We start from the raw sequence: 16662 nt of genomic DNA on the forward strand, positions 1-16662 counted from the left end.
CAATCCCGCGGGCCTACACCGGCAATAGCGGAGAATGACCCATCTTCTCCATTGCCGAATTACTCCGAATGCCTTCTCCGGCCGAATTCCCGGCCGTAGCATCCGCTGTGGCTACAGCCCCGACGGCATTCCGGGGGCCTTTGGCACGATCCGGGAGAAAATGATGGAGAAACGCTGCCCCTACGCCCTCGACACCACCGGCCGGGACATCCACGCCGAAGCCGACGGCCTGCGCAAGCAGGGCGCGGCCGTCCAGGTGGAGCTGCCCGGCGGTGTGGTCGTGTGGTCGCTCAACAGCTACGCCGCGATCAAGCAGGTGCTCACCGACCCGCGGGTGACCAAGAGCGCGCGCAACCACTGGCCCGCGTTCATCGACGGTGACATCCCGCGCGACTGGGAAATGATCAGCTGGATCGCCATGGACAACATGGTGACCGCCTACGGCAAGGACCACGTGCGGCTGCGCCGCCTGGTCGGCAAGGCGTTCACCCGCCGCCGCACCGAAGCGATCAAGCCGCGCATCGTCGAGCTGACCGAGATGCTGATCGGCGCGCTGGAGCAGGTGCCCGCGGGTGAGGTCGTGGACCTGCGCGAGCGCTTCGCCTACCCGCTGCCCGCGATGCTGGTCGCCGACCTGATCGGCATGGGCGAGGCCGCGCGGCAGAGCACCGCCAAGGTGATCGACATGATGGTGGACACCACCGTCACCCCGGAGCAGGCCCAGGCGATCCTCGGTGGCTGGCGTGGCGCGATGGCGGAGCTGATCGCCGAGAAGCGCGCGAACCCCGGTGAGGACATCACCAGCGACCTGATCGCCTCGCGCGACGAGGACGGCACGCGCCTGTCCGAGGAAGAGCTGACCGACACCATCTTCGCCATCCTGGGTGCCGGTTCGGAGACCACCATCAACTTCTTCGACAACGCGATCACCGCGCTGCTGACCCACCGGGACCAGCTGAACCTGGTCACCAGCGGCGAACTCTCGTGGGACGCGGTGATCGACGAGACGCTGCGCGTGGAGTCCCCGCTGGCCCACCTGCCGCTGCGCTACGCCGTAGAGGACATCGAACTGGACGGCGTCACCATCCCCAAGGGCGACGCCCTGCTGGTGAACTACAGCGCCATCGGCCGCGACCCCGCCGTGCACGGAGACAGCGCCGACGTCTTCGACATCACCCGCGAGGACAAGGACCACCTGTCCTTCGGCCTGGGCCCGCACTTCTGCCTCGGCGCCGGCATCGCCCGCGCGGTCGCCACGATCGGCCTGTCCACCCTGTTCGCGCGCTTCCCGGACCTGGACCTGGCCGTCTCGCGCTCGGACCTGGAGCCGCTGCCCACGTTCATCATGAACGGCCACCGATCCCTACCCGTCACCCTGAAGCCCAGCGCCTGACCCTCCCCCTCCGATGTCACGGTGCCCCAGTGCCGTGAATGTGGCTTTCACGGCGGAATTCGCCGTGAAAGCCACATTCACGGCATCAGCACGCCCCCCTCCTCCGACCTGGACACGAATGTGGCTTTGGGGGCGTATTCCGCCCCCAAAGCCACATTCGTGTCCTCAAGCCGGGCAGCCGAGCCCAAGTTCCCCAACAACGAAGCCCCCCTCGCCAACCGCCGCCCGGCCACAAACCCGAGCCAACGAGCCACCCAGCCCTCCCCATCCCCGGTCCCAAGCCCAAAACACGGCGAGGACCCCTTTGTCGAGGCATCTTTCCCGCCTTGACAAAGGGGTCCTCGCCGTCGTCACAATGAAAACCCGGGGTGGCTCACTCCTCCGAAACCAGCAACGAATAAGGGTCTTCCATTTCGTACCACCCCAACCCCGGCGGGCACCGGTCATACCCCAGCAACCGCCGCACTTCCTCCGGGTAGGCCAGCACCATCTCCCGCGGCACCGCCAGGTACTGGTTCTCCTCCTGCCGCAGGTTCCCCAGGTCCAGTGCGATCGTCATCCCGGTCCGGGGAGAATCTCCCACGTTCTTCCCGCCACCGTGGTAGACCCCGCCCAGCCAGATGAGCGCCCCGCCCGCCGGCATCTCCGTCGGGATGGCCTCGCTCGCCAGCGGCGGCCGTTCGTCGTCCCAGTGGTGGCTGCCCGGGATGACCAGCGTCCCCCCGTTTTCCGCGGTGAACTCGCTCAGGCCCACCATGATCTGCACCCGGCTCGTCGGCCCCGGGTGTCGCCGCAGGTGCAGCGCGTCGTCGCGGTGCAGCGGCTGCTTGCCCTGCCCCGGGTGGATCTGGATCAGCTGCGTGCCGCTGATCTGGATGGTCGGCGTCATCTCCACGCGCGACCGCCCCAGCCAGATCGGCACCGGCTTCTGCATGATCCGCCGCGCCGCCCCCAGGTACAGCGGGTGCGTCACGATCGGTGTCAGTTCCTTCGTGCGCCCGAACAGCGAGGACACCCGGCGGGTCTTCGTGCCGTTGTACCAGTCGTCGCCGTAGTCCTGTGCCTCCAGCGCCGGCCGGAAGTCGGCCAGCAGCGCCTCGCGCGTGATGTCGTCGGCGAAGTCCTCGACGATGATCGCGCCATCGCGTTCGAGGATCTCTTCGACGTCGTCGAGGCTGTGGCCGGACCGGACGCGGACCAGACCGCTCACCGGGCGGCCGCCTTCGCCACCACGTCCTTCACCAGGACGGCCAGCGAGGGGTCCTCCTCGAAGATGTCACCGACCTCGATCTCCACGCCGATCTCGTCCTCGATCCGGGAGACCAGGCGCACCGCGGTGATCGAGTCGCCGTTGAGGTCGAAGAAGGTGGCCTCGCCCTTGCCGTCGGGCACGCTGAGCACCTCCTTCCAGATCTTCCCGACCGTCTGCTCGAGGTCCAGGTTGCTCGTCATCTCGCCCATCCTCCGGGTGTCATCGGCCAGCGCCGCGTCGGCTAGATCTGGTCCAGCGGGGTGTCCGGCGCGCCGACGGTGTTCTTCAGCGTGCCGAGGAAGTTCGCGGCCAGCTCACGCATGCCGTCCGCGTCGTACAGGTTGGTGTTGAAGCCGAGGGTGCCCGCCATCTCACCGTCGAACTCCATGTCGATGTGCCACATCGAGCCGTCCGGGATGTCCCCACCGGCGGCCTGCGGCAGCAGGCGCCGGCGAATCTCTCGATAGGTGAACCCGCCCGCGTCCCCGGTCGCCGCGAACGGCGAGCGGAACACCTGGAAGGCGCACGGCGCGCCGTCGTCGGCCATGCCCGGCCCCATCAGCTGCGGGGCCTGCGCGGCGATCTCCCCGAACGGGATGTCCTGCGCGTAGGCCCGCAGGCAGGTGCGCCGGGTGCGGCTCACGACGTCGGCGAAGGTCTCGCAGCCGCTGAGGTCGGTGCGCAGCGGCAGGTAGTTGAAGAAGGCGCCGACGGTGTCGTGGAAGGAGGCCTCGCCACGACCGGAGGTGAAGGTCATCACGACCACGTCGGTCTCACCGGTCAGCTTGTGCAGGAAGGCGTTGTACGCGGCGAGCAGCACCATGAACGGTGAGCTGCGCGTGGTCTTCGCGGTGCTCAGCAGCGCCGCGCCGAGGTCCTCGGCGATGGAGAAGCGGTGCCAGGCGGTGGTCTTGTCGCGGCCTTCCGAGCGCGGGAAGTGCGTCTTCAGCGGCAGGATCTGCGCGCCTTCGAGCTCCTTGGCCCAGAACTCGCGCGACTTCGCGGCGGAGTCGCTGGTCAGCTTCTGCTTCTCCCACACGGAATACTCGGGGTACTGCCGGGCGTCGGTCAGGCCGTGCGGGCGGTTCTCCAGGCGGCCGGCGTAGAAAGCGGCCAGGTCGCGCATGATCAGCGGCATCGACCACTCGTCGGCCGCGGTGTGGTGCACGATCAGCACGAGCACCGCGTCGTCCCCGTCGAACCGGCCGAGGAACGCCCGGATCAGCGGCAGCTCCACCGCGCTGTACGCGCCCGACTCGATCTCGCCGATGAACTGCTCGGCACGCAGCTGGCGGTCGGCGGCGGGCACGTCACCCAGGTCGCTGACGAACAGCGGCACCTGGCTCGGCGGCAGCACCTTCTGGTACTTCTCGTCGCGGATCACCAGGGTGCGCAGGGCTTCGTGGCGGACGACCACATCGTCCAAAGCGGACTGCAGCACGCCCTCGTCGACGCCACCGGTGACCCGGACGCCGAAGATGATGTTGTACTTCGGCCCGAACGGCCCCGCCTCGTCGCCCTGGTCCCACATGCACAGGAACTCCTGGTTGAGCGACAGCGGGATCCGGTCCTCTGCAGTACTCATGTTCTCCCGAACCCTTCTGGTGGTTCAACCGGCGACAAGCGGATCGTAGCCAGCCGCGAACGAGCGGCGCTTCTCCCGAATTGCCTGGCAGGGGCGGCAATCGAGAAGACTCCGCCCGGTCCGCGCGAATGCGACCATCGGGAGGATTGTCGGGTGATTCTCGGCTGATTGTTTTCTAGGAGGAAATACTGATGACGACGATCGATCTTCCGACGCGGGAGCAACTTGTTCGTCGCGCGTCCGAGCTTTCGCCGCTGATCAAGAAGCACGCGGCCTGGGCCGAGGAGAACCGGCGCATCCACGACGAGTCGATCGAGGCGCTGGCCGACGCCGGCGTGTTCAAGCTCCGCGTGCCGAAGCGCTACGGTGGCTACGAAGCCGACACGCGCACCCTGGTCGACGTGGCCACCGAACTCGGCCGCGCCGACGCCTCCACCTCGTGGACCGCGTCCGTCTACTGGATCCCCACCTGGATGGCCTGCACCTTCCCGGACGAGGTCCAGGACGAGGTCTTCTCCACGCCGGACGTGCGCATCTGCGGCACGCTCAGCCCGTCGGCGATGGCCGCGCCGGTCGACGGCGGCATCGTGGTCAACGGCAAGTGGAGCTTCATCAGCGGCGCGCACCACGCGCACTGGCAGGAAATCATCGCCGTGCTGGTGGCGCCCGACCAGCAGCCGGTGCCGGTGATGGCGCTGGTGCCGATGTCGGAACTGCAGATCGTCGACGACTGGTACACCTCCGGCCTCAAGGGCACCGGCAGCGTCAGCACCGTCGCGCAGGACCTGTTCGTGCCGTCGGCTCGGGTCATCCCGCTGCCGCTGGTGCTCCAGGGCCAGTACGCGTCGCAGCTGAACGCGAACTCGCCGATCTACCGCAACGCGCTGCTGCCGGTGGCTTCGGCCTCGTCGGTGGGCACCGTGGTCGGCGTGGCGCAGGCCGCGAAGGAGGCGTTCTTCGAGCGCGTCGGCAAGCGCAAGATCACCTACACCGCCTACGAGAACCAGGCGGAAGCGCCGCTGACCCACCTGCAGGCCGCGGAAGGCACGCTGAAGGTGGACCAGGTCGGGTTCCACGCGCACCGGCTCACGTCCCTTGTGGACAGCAAGGGCGAGCAGGGCGCGGAGTGGAAGCTCGAGGAGCGCGCCCAGGCCCGTGCCGACATGGGCGCGGTGGTGCGGCTGGCCAAGGAGGCGGTGGACATCTTCGCCACCGCCAGCGGCGGGTCGTCGATCTACAGCGACGTGCCGATCCAGCGGATCGCGCGGGACATCCAGGCGGTCAACCTGCACGCGCTGATGCACCCGAACACCAACAACGAGCTGTACGGGCGGGTCCTGTGCGGGCTCGAGCCGAACACCCTGTACATCTGAGCAGCTGAGCCGAGGGAGCCAACGGAGATGACCACTGCCGCAGTCCGGACCACCCCGTCCGCCGGGGACCAGGCCGCCGTCGCGCACATCCCGCAGCGGATCATCGCGGCCTGGGCCGCGCACGACGCCGACGCCTTCGCCGAGGTGTTCACCGAGAACGGCACGATGATCCTGCCGGGCCTGTTCCGCAAGGGCAAGGACGAGATCCGCGCGTTCATGGCCGGCGCCTTCGCCGGTCCGTACAACGGCACCCGGGTCACCGGGCAGCCGATCAGCATCGAGTTCTTCAGCGCCGAGGCGGGCGTCCTGATCACGCAGGGCGGTGTGCTCCACGGGGACGAGGCCGAGGTCGCCGATGAGCGGGCGATCCGCGCTTCGTGGGTCGTGGTGAAGGAGGCCGGCCAGTGGAAGCTGGCGGCTTATCAGAACAGTCCGCGGGGGTAGGTTGTTCGGGTTATTCGGGGGCCACCCCGGTGTTTTAGTGTGACGACGGCGAAGGCCCTCTTGTCAAGGCTGGGAAACGTACCTTGACAAGAGGGCCTTCGCCGTGTTTTGGGCTTGGGACCGGGGATGGGGAGGGCTGGGTGGCTCTGGTGCTCGGGTTTGTGTGGCCGGGCGCCGGTTTGGTGGTGGGGGGCAGGCGAAGTTCTTGGGCTCGGGTTTGCTGGCCGGGCGCCGGTTTGATGGTGGTGGTGGGGGGGGCGGGCGAGGTTCTTGGGCTCGGGTTTGTGTGGCCGGGCGCCGGTTTGGTGGTGGGGGGGCGTGCAGGTGCCGTGAATGTGGCTTTCACGGCGTAATTCGCTGTGAAAGCCACATTCACGGCATGTCGGGGAGGGGGGATGACACGAATGTGGCTTTGGGGGCGTATTCGGCCCCCAAAGCCACATTCGTGTCCTGTATGAGGTGTCAGCCGTTCAGGATGTTGCCTCGGAACTGGCGTAGTTCATCGAAGTTCGACAGGTCCGGCACGGTCCAGCCGTTCAGGTCGTACTCCGACATGCACTGGTCCACGAAGGCCTTGTACCCCTCGACTTCGCCACTGGCCAGCTGCGCGTTGAGCAGCTCCACCCGGGTGTTCTCGTGGTTCCCCGCGTAGTTGCGCTCGTACAGCTCGTGCCGCCCGCCGAACTCGGTGCCGACGGCGTCCCAGAGGAGCTTCATCACCTTCATCCGCTCCACCGAGTCGACCCCGTCCGAACCGCGCACGTACTTGTCCAGGTACGGCCGGATCTCCGGGTTCTTGAAGTCCTCGGCGCTCGAGTTCGAGTAGATCAACCCACTCGCCACGTCCTGCATCACGATCTCCCGCACCCGCGGGTACCCGATCTGCATGAACCACCGGTACGCCTGACCGTACGCCGGGTTCGGCAGCACGGCACCGTTCTTCCACGCCACCGGGTTGCGCGCCGCGGCATCGGACAGGCCCCAGAACAGGTTGCGCCAGGCGAGCACCTCACCCAGTCTGCTCTGCACCCCGCGGAAATCCTTCGTACCGGTGATCTCCAGCGCCTTCGCCAGCAGGCCGGCGATGAATTCCAGCTTCACCGCGAGCCGCGTGCAGCCGTGGAAGGTGAAGCGCTCGGGGAAACCGGACCGGCCGGTGAACAGCTGCACCTTGCCGATGTGCCCGTAGATGAACACGTTCTCCCACGGGATCAGCACCTTGTCCAGCACCAGGATGGTGTCGTTCTCGTCCAGCCTCGACGACAGCGGGTGGTCGAACGGGCTGCCCATCACCGCGCTGGTCGCGGTGTAGGACGGGCGGCAGATCAGCTTCATCCCCGGCGACCCCATGGGCACCGTGGCGACCAGCGCGAACTCCTTCTTCTTGATCGGCAGGCCGTAGTGGGCGATGAAGTTGTAGTGCGTCAGCGCCGAACCGGTGGCCACCACCTTCGCGCCGCTGACCACCAGGCCCGAGTCGGTCTCCTTCTCCACGTGGATGAAGACGTCCTCGACCTCGTCCGGCGGCCGGTTGCGGTCGACCGGCGGGTGCACGATCGCGTGGTTCCAGTACAGGACCTTTTCCTGCGACTCCCGGTACCACCGCCGCGCGTTGTCCTCGAACGGCGCGTAGAAATCGGCGTTCGCGCCGAGCGTGCCGAGGAACGACGCCTTGTAGTCGGGGCTGCGGCCCATCCAGCCGTAGCTCAGCCTCGACCACGCGGCGATCGCCTTCTGGTCGGCGACCAGGTCCTCGGCGCTGTGCGGGGTGGTGAAGAACCGGTGGGTGTACCCGTCGGACCCGGTGTCCGTCGGCGCGGTGAGCACGCCCTGCTGGGCGGGGTCGTGCAGCGCGTCGTAGAGCCGGGCCGTCATGCGGATCGGGTTGCGGAACGCCGGGTGCGTGGTCACATCCTTGACCCGGTCGCCGTAGATGTAGATCTCCCGTTCGTCCCGCAGGCTTTCGATGTACTCGTCACCGGTGAACGGGCGCGTCTTGCGCACGCCGTCCTGCTCGTCCGTCATCGGACTCTCCCTTGTGGATTGCTCAGCGCAGTTCGACGCCGCTCTGACGGGCGGCATCGACGAACTCGCCGCGGGAGATCGCCGCGGCCACGGCCTCGATGTCGTCGCTCATGAAGCGGTCGCGGTCCACCTTGGGCACCAGCGAGCGCACCATCTCGTAGGTCGCCTTGGAAACCGGGCTCAAGCCCGTGTACCGGCCGGACAGGTCCACCGCCTGCGCCGCGGCGAGGAACTCCACGGCCAGGATGTAGTTGACGTTGCCGAGCACCTTGCGCGCGTTGCGGGCGGCGATCAGGCCCATGCTGACCACGTCCTGGTTGTCGCCGTTGGACGGCACGCTCTGGATGCTGGCCGGGCCGATCGTCCGGTTCTCCGCGACCAGCGCGGTGGCCGGGTACTGCGCACCGGCGAAGCCGCTGTTCAGCCCCGGGTCGCCGGCCACGAGGAACTCGGGCAGGCCCTCGCTGAGGTAGCGGTTGAGCAGCCGGTTGGTGCGCCGCTCGGAGAACACGCCCAGCTGGGTCAGGCCCAGGTTCAGGAAGTCCATCGCGAAGGCGATGGGCTGGCCGTGGAAGTTGGCGCCGTGGAAGATCTCCTGGCCCTCGAAGAACAACGGGTTGTCGTTGCTCGAGTTCAGCTCGGTGGTCAGCTTCTCGGTCGCGTGGTAGATGGTGTCGCGGATGGCGCCGACCACCTGCGGGATGGCCCGCAGGGTGTACGCCTTCTGCAGGTACACCTCGGTCTTGGTGACGCCGGTGTCGTCGCGGGCGGCCTCGGCCTGGCGGCGCAGTTCGGCGTGCTCCAGCGCGAGCGCGGTGCCCTTCATCAGCGCACGCATGTTGAACGCGGTGTCGATCTGGCCGCGGTGCGGGCGGGCGACGTCGTGGCCCTCGGCGAGGAACGGGCTGGTGGAGGCCTGCAGGGTCTCCAGCACCAGCGCGGTGACGATCTCGGCCTGGCGCACCTGGTCCAGCGCGCGGCCGACCACCAGTGAGCCGAGGCCGGTCATCGCCGAGGTGCCGTTGATCATCGCCAGGCCCTCTTTGAACCGCAGTTCCAGCGGCTTGATGCCGTGCGCCTTGAGCACCGGGCCGGTCTCCACCCGCTTGCCGTCCTTGAGCAGGTAGCCCTCGCCGATCAGCGTGATCGCGATGTGCGAGAGCGGCGCGAGGTCACCGCTGGCGCCCAGCGAGCCGATCTCCGGGATGGCCGGGGTGATGCCGAGGTTCAGGTACAGCGCCAGCCGGTCGAGCAGTTCGGGGCGCACCGCGGAGTAGCCCTTGGCCAGCGCGTTGAGCCGCGCCGCGAGCATCGCGCGGGACTCCTCCTCGGAGAACAGCGGACCGACCCCGGCGCTGTGGCTGCGCACCAGGTTGGTCTGCAGCTCCACCTCCTTCGAGACGTCCACCTGCATGTAGATCATCTCGCCGTAGCCGGTGGTGACCCCGTAGACCGGCGCGCCCTGGTTGACCGTCTCCTCGAAGATCTTGCGACTGGTCGCGGCCTTGGCCATGGACTCCGGGGATACCGTGCACAACACCTCGCGCGCGGCGACCCGGCGGACACCGGCGATGTCGAGGCTTTCGCCGTCGAAGGTAACCGGCATCTCGGCGTCGACCACAGAATCAGTCACGTTCCTCACTCCTTTTCTGCTCCATCAGCGGGAAGAACTCGGGACACGGCCGCAGCCAGCCCGGCGGGCGTCGGATCGGCGAAGTAGTCCCACAGGGACAGTTCGGCGCCCAGGCGCACGCGGATCAGGTGCAGCAGCCGCGGCAGCAGGACCGAATGGCCGCCCACGGCGAAGAAACCGTCGTCCGCGCCGACTTCGGCGGCCTCGGTCAGCTCCTCGAAGATCGCCGTGATCGTGCGCCGCAGCGGCCCGTCCGGCTCGGCGCGCGCCACGGCCGGGGCCACTTCGGGGACCGGCAGCCGCCGCCGGTCGATCTTGCCGCCGACGTTGCGCGGCAGCGCGTCGACGGTCTGGTAGGTCAGCGGCAGCAGCGTCTTGCCGAACCGGCGCACCAGGTGCCTGCGCAACTCCGGCACCGGCGCCTCCCCCGGCTCGGCGAGCACCAGGTAGGCGAGCAGGCGGGACACCAGCCCGTGCGCACCGGGCACGCCGATCACCGCGCAGTCGGCGACCGACGGGTGGGCGGCCAGCGCGGCCTCCACCTCGCCGAGCTCCATGCGCATGCCCAGCACCTTGACCTGGGCGTCGCGGCGGCCGCGGAACTCGAGGACCCCGTCGTGCCGGACCCGGCCGAGGTCGCCGGTGCGGTAGCAGGCACCGCCCACCACCCCGAGTTCCGGCCGCGGGCGGAGCGGTTCGAAGGCGTTCGTGGTGACGTCGCCGAGGTAGCCGGGGGTCAGGTACGGGCTGCGCAGCACCAGGTGGCCGGTCACGCCGGCCGGGCACGGGCGGTCCTCGCCGTCCACCACCAGCACCTGGCGGCCGGGGATCGGCCTGCCGATCGGCGCGACCCCGTGCAGCGTGACCGTGACGTCGTACCAAGTGGCCAAAATGGACTCGGTGGGCCCGTACAGGTTGACCAGCCGCGCCGACGGCAGTGCCGCGCGCAGGCCGTTGGCCAGGTCGGCGGGCAGCGCTTCGCCGGCGAGCAGGAGGTGGTTCAGCGCGGGCAGCCGCTCGCCGGTGCGGGTCAGCACCCCGAGCACCTCACGGGCGAAACTGGGGACCGTCTGGAAGTGCGTGATCTCCTCGGCGGCCAGCCAGGTGGTCAGCTTCTCGGGGTTCGCGCGGATGCGCTCGGGCACCGGGTGCAGGGTCGCGCCACTCGTCAGCGCGGCGAACATCTCGCACAGACTGGCGTCGTACCCCGGGGCCGCCCACTGCGCCACCCTGGTGCCGGGGCCGATGCGGAACTCCGTGGCGAACCAGCCGGTGAACTGCGCGAGCGTGGCGTGGTTCTGCGTGATGCCCTTGGGCTTGCCGGTGGAACCGGAGGTGTAGGCCACGTAGGCGAGATCGGTCAGCGCGACGGCCATCGGCCGGGGTGTCGCCGGTTCGAGGGCACGGACGTCGACGACCGTGCCATCGAGCTCTTCCGCGTACCAGGCCGCGATCGGGTCTTCGGCCACGCCGTCGACCAGCAGCACGGCGGGCTTGATGTCGGCCAGCACCGACCGCGCCCGCTCCCCCGAGTCGCTGGCGGCGAGGCAGACCACGTGCGCCCCGGCGGTGAAGGCGCCCAGCACGGCGGCGGCCTGCGCGGCACCGGTGGCCATGCGGATCGCGACCGGGCCCGGCGGCAGGACCGCCGCGATGGCATCAGCACGAGCGAGCAGCTCGTCGTAGGAAACCCCGGGCAGCGCTTCCCCGGAGTGCGTGCGGGCCTGCGCGGCGACGGTGGCGGTGACCGGCGCGGTGGCCTCGATCCGGTCGGCCGCCACGACCGCGGTCCGGATCCGGGCCGGGGCGTCCAGCGGCAGGTTCGCCACCGGCATGTCCGGGTGCGCCAGCGCCGCTTCCACCAGCGTGCGGAACTGCACGGCGACGAACCGGGTGATCCGCGCGTCGATCATGGCCGTGCGGTAGCGGAACCCGCCGCTGATCTCCGGCTTGATCTCGTCGACGGCCAGGGTGAAGTCGGCGTCGGCCCACAGCGGGTCGAACTTCTCGCGCCGCACGGTACAACCACGCAGGCGCAAGGCCGGGTCCTTCACCTCGACCCCGCGCACCAGGCCGTCCGACTCCACAATGGACTCGTGCTCGCGGTAGACGAAACCGGCGTCGAAGAACGGGCTGTGCCGCGGGTCCCTGGCCGGGTTGAGCGCGCGGGCCAGCTGCCCCTCGGTCGGACCGCCGTGCGCGGACGCCTCCCGGAGCTGGATGCGGACCCGGTTCAGCACCTCCCGGAAGCTCGGCCTGCCGGTGAAGCCGGTGGTGAGCACCAGCGGTGAGTCGAAGGGGCCGACCGCTCGGTCGAAGGCCGACCACGGCCGGGCCCGCACCGGCAGGCCGACCGGGATCCGGTCCACCGCGCTGAACCGGTGCAGCACGCAGGTGAATGCGGTCAGCAACACGGCGGCCGGGTCCACGCCCTGCTCGCGGGCGAACGCGGCCAAGGCGCCGGCCAGTTCCGCGCCCCAGTTGAACCGCACGGTGCCACCGGTGGTCGACGGGCCGGCGGGCCGGTCGCGGTGCAGCGGCAGGGTCAGCGCCGGGGGCGCCGGCGTGAGCTCCCCGCGCCACCAGTCCAGCAGCCGCGCGTGCTCGACCGAACCCTCGCGTTCCCGTTGCCAGCGCGCGAATTCGCCGTACTGCAGCAGCGGGGCACGCAGTGCGTCACGGAGCGGGCGGCCGGTGACGCCCGCGGTGTAGAGGCGGGACAGCTCGTCGAGCAGGATGACCATCGACGATTCGTCGGCCACCGCGCGGTGTGCCACCAGCACCACCACGTGCTCGTCGGGCGCGGTGCCCGCCACGGTGAGCCGGGCGAGCGGGCCTTCGCCGAGCCAGAGCGGCTCACCGATGATGTCGGCGCACAACTCGTCTTCGGCGTCCTCCGCGTCCGGCACCAGCCCCATGTCCACAAAGGACTTGCCGATCTGGTCGGCGGCGGCGATGCGCTGCACCGGCCGCCCGCCGACCTCGGTGATGCTCGCCCGCAGGATGTCGTGCCTGCGCACCACTTCCTGCCAGGCCCGGCCCAGCAGTTCGACGTCCAGCGGACCGGAGACCCGGTAGGCCCGGCTGCGGGAGGCAGCCGGGGTCCCCGGGTCGAGCCGGTCGGCGAACCACGCCTCGTCCTGCCGGACGGAGGTGACGGCGGAGATCTCGGGAAGCGCGCGACCGCGGTTGTCCTCCGACACTGCTGTTCCTCCGTTCCGGTATCGGGCGAGGGCGAGGCGCTAGGCGCTGTCCGGTAAGTCAAGGTCGCGCTCTCCGCGCCCAGGCGGCCCCTGACGGCACGGGCGAGTTCGGCCGAGTACGGCCAGTACGAGGCCGAATCGCCCGCACCGCCAGGAACCACCTGGATCACGAAGCCCATCGACCAGACTCACCGGACAGCACCTAGGCCGCCTTCTTCTCCTCGGCCACCGCGTTGTTCCCTGGCAGGGCGGTGACCTTCGGCGACGCGGCGCTGCGCGGGACGGCCTGGTTCTTCCGGCCGAACAGCACCGCCTTGATGATCTTGAACAGGATCTTCGGCTGCATCAGCGATTCCGGCTTCGCGACCATGCCCGCGGTCTTCATGTACGCGGCGGCCACATCACCGTCGCGCGAGGCGGCGGTCTGGGTCAGCGACAGGAAGAACTGCTGCACCTTCAGCGCGAAGGTGCGGTTGCCCTCCACCCCGGGGAAGCTGAGGTCGACGGTGTTGGTCATCTCCCACGGCGGGTCGATGACGTCGCGGGCCAGGTCGGCGAAGTACAGCTTCGGGTCCGGGGTGGCCCCGCTGTGCAGGTGGCCGCGGATGGTCAGCGCGGACAGCGCGGACACCGTCATGCCCTGGGCGTACACCGGGTTGAAGCAGGTCACCGCGTCACCGACGACGAGCAGGCCGTCCGGGAAGCGGTCCATCTTCTCGTAGCGGCGGCGCAGCGTGGTCGGGAAGCGGAAGGCGACCGGCTCGTCCAGGATCTCCGCGGTCTTCACCGCGTTGTAGATGTCCTGGGTGGACAGCGTCTTCAGCCACTCGAGCAAGCCGGCCTGGTCGGTGGGGGGGTGGTCGCCGAGCAGGCCGTAGGTGGTCAGCTCGACGCGGCCGCCGTCGGTCTTGGTGAAGATGGCGCCACGCGGCAGGGCCGCCGACGCGACCGGGTTGATCGACAGGTCACCGTGGTAGGGGTCCTCGGTGAGCCGGTAGTGCTGGGTGACGTAGCCGAGACCGATCTTCTTGCGCTCCTCCTCGACCCGGCCGTACCCCAGTTCCTCCAGCCAGATCGGCGTGCGCGAGCCGCGGCCGGTGGCGTCGACCACCAGGTCGGCGCTGAGCACCTTCTCCGCGGACTTGGTGCCGAGGCGCTGCACCTTGACGCCGGTGATCCGGCGCTTGTCCTCGCTGGTGGTCACCCCGAGGATGTCGTGCTTCTCCACGAAGGTGACGTTCTCCAGCGCGTTGGTCCGCCGGCGGATGTGCTTCTCCAGCATCGGCCTGCTGGCCGAGACGCAGGTCAGCCCGGCGTCCTGCTGCTTGATCGGCTTGCCCTTGAAGTACCAGCGCACGTCGCCGGCCAGGTCACCGGTGGGCACGCCGTCGGCGAAGATCTCCTCGGTGATGCCGGGGAACATCTCCTCCATCGCCAGCTGACCACGGGCGAGCAGGCCGTTGATGTGCTTGCCCTGCGGGCAGGACCGCCGCGGTCCGTCGACGCCGATGAGCGCGTCGCGGTCCACGATGAGCACCTCGTCGTAGGCATCGGCGAGCACCCGGGCGGCGAACAGCCCCGCGATGCTCCCGCCGAGCACCACCGCGCGTGTTTTGGTCACGTCGGCCATAACGGTTGTCTCCTCGAAATCCGCAGATAGTGATCAGGTGCCGACGAATTCCGGCGAACCATCGATCTTCACCACGACATCGTCACGCGGCGGGGTGACCCGGCGCATCTCCTGGACTGCGGGGCTGTCACGGCCGGTGATCCGCGCTCCCTTCTCCGTCATTGCGGGACCGCGTTCGGCGCGCTCACAAACGACTTCCGTTGTCGTAGGCTGATTTTCGGTGCTGGAAATCCCCATTGGAGACGAGCGAGGAGCGCGGGCGCATGTGCGGAATCGCGGGATCGGTCGCCCTGCCCCACGCCCGGCCGATCGCGGCCGCCGAACTGGGCCGGATGACCGCCGAACTGGTGCACCGCGGCCCGGACGAGGACGGTTTCTTCCTCGACGGCCCGGCCGCGCTGGGTTTCCGCAGGCTGAGCATCATCGACCTCGGCGGCGGCAGCCAGCCGATGTTCAGCGAGGACGGGGAAGTCGCGCTCGTCTGCAACGGGGAAATCTTCAACCACCGCGAACTGCGGGCGGAACTGGAAGCCAAGGGGCACCGCTTCCGCACCGACTGCGACGTCGAAGTGGTCGTTCACCTGTACGAAGAAGAAGGGCCGGAATTGCTGAACCGGCTCAACGGCCAGTTCGCCTTCGCGCTCTACGACCGCCGGGAACGCCAGCTCTTCCTGGCCCGCGACCACGCCGGCATCGCGCCGTTGTTCTACACCAGGACGCACGACCACTTCGTGTTCGGTTCCGAGGTCAAAGCGATCCTGCAGCACCCCGGCGTGCCGCGCGCGGTCGACCTGACCGGGCTCGACCAGGTGCTCACCTTCCCCGGTCTGGTCAGCCCGCGCACGATGTTCCGCGGGGTGTCGAGCCTGCCCGGCGGCCACTACCTCCTGGTGCGCGACGGTGAAGTGCGCGAAACCCGGTACTGGGACCTGGACTTCCCGGTCGAGGAAGAGCAGGCGCAGCCGGACGAGTACTACGTCGAGAAGCTGCGCGAGCTGCTGACCGCGTCCGTGCGCCGCCGGCTCCAGGCCGACGTCGGCGTCGGGTTCTACCTCAGCGGCGGCCTCGACTCCTCACTGATCGGCGCGCTCGTCGGCGAAGTCGTGCGGGACCCGCATTCGTTTTCCATCACCTTCCCTGAAGCCGACATCGACGAATCCGGTCACCAGCGGCTGATGGCGGACAAGATCGGCTCGATCCACCACGAGGCACCGTTCTCCGACGACGACATCGCCACCGAACTGCGGCGCATGGTGGTGCACGCGGAAACCCCGGTGAAGGAGACCTACAACACCTGCTCGATGGTGCTTTCCGCGCTGGCGAGGGAACACGGCGTCAAGGTCATCCTCACCGGCGAGGGCGCGGACGAGCTGTTCGGCGGCTACGTCGGCTACCGGTTCGACGGGCTCGGCCGCGGCGCCGGGCGCACCGGCGACCCGCTGGAGGACGCGCTCGAAGACAGCCTGCGCCAACGGCTCTGGGGCGAGTCGGACCTCTTCTACGAGCGGCAGTACCACGCCTGGCGCCAGTCCAAGATGGACATCTTCAGCGAGGACCTGCAGGCGTCGTTCGGCGAGTTCGACTGCCTGGCCGAGCCGGTGGTCGACACCGCCATGCTGGCCGGGCGGCCCCGGCTGAGCCAGCGGTCCTATTTGGACTTCAAGCTCCGGATGTCGGACCACCTGCTCTCCGACCACGGCGACCGGATGGCGCTGGCGAACTCGATCGAGGCGCGCTACCCGTTCCTGGACCGCGACGTGGTCGAGTTCGCGCGGACCGTGCCCGCCCACCTCAAGGTGCACCGGCTCGGCGAGAAGTTCGTGGTGAAGCAGGCCGCGCAGGGCCTGGTGCCCCCGGAGATCATCGGCCGGGAGAAGTACGGGTTCCGCGCGCCGGGCAGCCCCGGTCTGCTGCGCCGGAACCTCGAGTGGGTCGGCGACCTGCTCTCCCACGACCGGATCAAGCGGCAGGGCTACTTCGACCCGCACGTGGTCGACCACCTCAAGGCGCGCTACCTGCGCGACGGCTTCGAGGTCCACCCGCATTTCGACGACGACCTGCTGCTCGTCGTGCTGACGTTCGGCATCTTTCTTGACGAGTTCGGGTTGCCCCACTAGCGGTTCG

12 protein-coding genes are annotated in these 16662 nt (G+C 69.0%); 4 read left to right on the forward strand and 8 right to left on the reverse strand.

Features of this window, described 5'->3' with window-relative positions:
* Positions 1–163: 163 nt before the first annotated feature.
* Complete coding sequence (locus L3Q67_RS04195) at positions 164–1393, forward strand: cytochrome P450 family protein (protein WP_499188282.1); 1230 nt, start codon at positions 164–166, stop codon at positions 1391–1393.
* A 373-nt stretch (positions 1394–1766) separates the two neighbouring features.
* Here L3Q67_RS04195 and L3Q67_RS04200 read toward each other — a convergent pair whose 3' ends face one another.
* The 3 genes from L3Q67_RS04200 to L3Q67_RS04210 are packed head-to-tail and all read right to left on the reverse strand — an operon-like array spanning position 1767 to position 4230.
* Positions 1767–2603, reverse strand: coding sequence for a phytanoyl-CoA dioxygenase family protein (locus L3Q67_RS04200; RefSeq protein WP_282772820.1), 837 nt, complete (start codon positions 2601–2603; stop codon positions 1767–1769).
* Positions 2600–2845 carry a phosphopantetheine-binding protein gene (locus L3Q67_RS04205; protein ID WP_209664541.1) on the reverse strand — a complete coding sequence of 82 codons (246 nt, stop codon included), beginning with the start codon at positions 2843–2845 and terminating at the stop codon, positions 2600–2602. Before L3Q67_RS04205 ends, L3Q67_RS04200 begins: the two co-directional genes overlap by 4 nt.
* A gap of 41 nt (positions 2846–2886) precedes the next feature.
* On the reverse strand, positions 2887–4230 hold the full coding sequence (locus L3Q67_RS04210) for a condensation domain-containing protein (RefSeq protein WP_499188283.1): 1344 nt from the start codon (positions 4228–4230) through the stop codon (positions 2887–2889).
* A gap of 191 nt (positions 4231–4421) precedes the next feature.
* Here L3Q67_RS04210 and L3Q67_RS04215 point away from each other — a divergent pair, with 191 nt between their 5' ends.
* The gene (locus L3Q67_RS04215) at positions 4422–5603 is read left to right on the forward strand and encodes an acyl-CoA dehydrogenase family protein (protein ID WP_209664539.1); all 1182 of its coding nucleotides are present in this window, start codon (positions 4422–4424) and stop codon (positions 5601–5603) included.
* A gap of 27 nt (positions 5604–5630) precedes the next feature.
* Positions 5631–6047: an SgcJ/EcaC family oxidoreductase gene (locus tag L3Q67_RS04220; RefSeq protein WP_209664538.1), complete on the forward strand. Its 417-nt coding sequence runs from the start codon at positions 5631–5633 to the stop codon at positions 6045–6047.
* A 462-nt stretch (positions 6048–6509) separates the two neighbouring features.
* Here the strand turns inward: L3Q67_RS04220 and L3Q67_RS04225 are convergent, their stop codons facing one another.
* The 5 genes from L3Q67_RS04225 to L3Q67_RS04245 form a co-directional block, all read right to left on the reverse strand.
* Positions 6510–8072 carry a 4-hydroxyphenylacetate 3-hydroxylase N-terminal domain-containing protein gene (locus L3Q67_RS04225; protein WP_499188284.1) on the reverse strand — a complete coding sequence of 521 codons (1563 nt, stop codon included), beginning with the start codon at positions 8070–8072 and terminating at the stop codon, positions 6510–6512.
* Positions 8073–8094: 22 nt separating this feature from the next.
* On the reverse strand, positions 8095–9705 hold the full coding sequence (cmdF, locus tag L3Q67_RS04230) for a lyase family protein (protein WP_499188285.1): 1611 nt from the start codon (positions 9703–9705) through the stop codon (positions 8095–8097).
* Positions 9706–9710: 5 nt separating this feature from the next.
* Entirely contained in the window at positions 9711–12908 is a 3198-nt protein-coding gene (locus L3Q67_RS04235; protein WP_499188286.1) for a non-ribosomal peptide synthetase, read from the reverse strand.
* Positions 12909–13110: 202 nt separating this feature from the next.
* On the reverse strand, positions 13111–14538 hold the full coding sequence (locus L3Q67_RS04240) for an FAD-dependent oxidoreductase (protein WP_499188287.1): 1428 nt from the start codon (positions 14536–14538) through the stop codon (positions 13111–13113).
* Between the two features lie 33 nt (positions 14539–14571).
* Positions 14572–14700: a hypothetical protein gene (locus L3Q67_RS04245; RefSeq protein WP_499188288.1), complete on the reverse strand. Its 129-nt coding sequence runs from the start codon at positions 14698–14700 to the stop codon at positions 14572–14574.
* Between the two features lie 101 nt (positions 14701–14801).
* On the opposite strand from L3Q67_RS04245, the gene asnB reads away from it, so the two are divergent.
* Entirely contained in the window at positions 14802–16655 is a 1854-nt protein-coding gene (gene asnB, locus L3Q67_RS04250) for an asparagine synthetase B family protein (RefSeq protein WP_499188289.1), read from the forward strand.
* Positions 16656–16662: the final 7 nt, after the last annotated feature.

Source organism: Saccharothrix sp. AJ9571, assembly GCF_021725495.1.
GTDB classification, from domain to species: domain Bacteria; phylum Actinomycetota; class Actinomycetes; order Mycobacteriales; family Pseudonocardiaceae; genus Amycolatopsis; species Amycolatopsis magusensis.

Excerpts from the sequence above, each read along its gene's own strand:
- L3Q67_RS04195 (WP_499188282.1), top strand. The coding sequence starts at position 164 with ATGGAGAAACGCTGCCCCTACGCCCTCGACACCACCGGCCGGGACATC.
- L3Q67_RS04205 (WP_209664541.1), bottom strand. The coding sequence starts at position 2,845 with ATGACGAGCAACCTGGACCTCGAGCAGACGGTCGGGAAGATCTGGAAG.
- L3Q67_RS04210 (WP_499188283.1), bottom strand. The coding sequence starts at position 4,230 with ATGAGTACTGCAGAGGACCGGATCCCGCTGTCGCTCAACCAGGAGTTC.
- L3Q67_RS04215 (WP_209664539.1), top strand. The coding sequence starts at position 4,422 with ATGACGACGATCGATCTTCCGACGCGGGAGCAACTTGTTCGTCGCGCG.
- L3Q67_RS04220 (WP_209664538.1), top strand. The coding sequence starts at position 5,631 with ATGACCACTGCCGCAGTCCGGACCACCCCGTCCGCCGGGGACCAGGCC.
- L3Q67_RS04225 (WP_499188284.1), bottom strand. The coding sequence starts at position 8,072 with ATGACGGACGAGCAGGACGGCGTGCGCAAGACGCGCCCGTTCACCGGT.
- L3Q67_RS04240 (WP_499188287.1), bottom strand. The coding sequence starts at position 14,538 with ATGGCCGACGTGACCAAAACACGCGCGGTGGTGCTCGGCGGGAGCATC.
- L3Q67_RS04245 (WP_499188288.1), bottom strand. The coding sequence starts at position 14,700 with ATGACGGAGAAGGGAGCGCGGATCACCGGCCGTGACAGCCCCGCAGTC.
- asnB (WP_499188289.1), top strand. The coding sequence starts at position 14,802 with ATGTGCGGAATCGCGGGATCGGTCGCCCTGCCCCACGCCCGGCCGATC.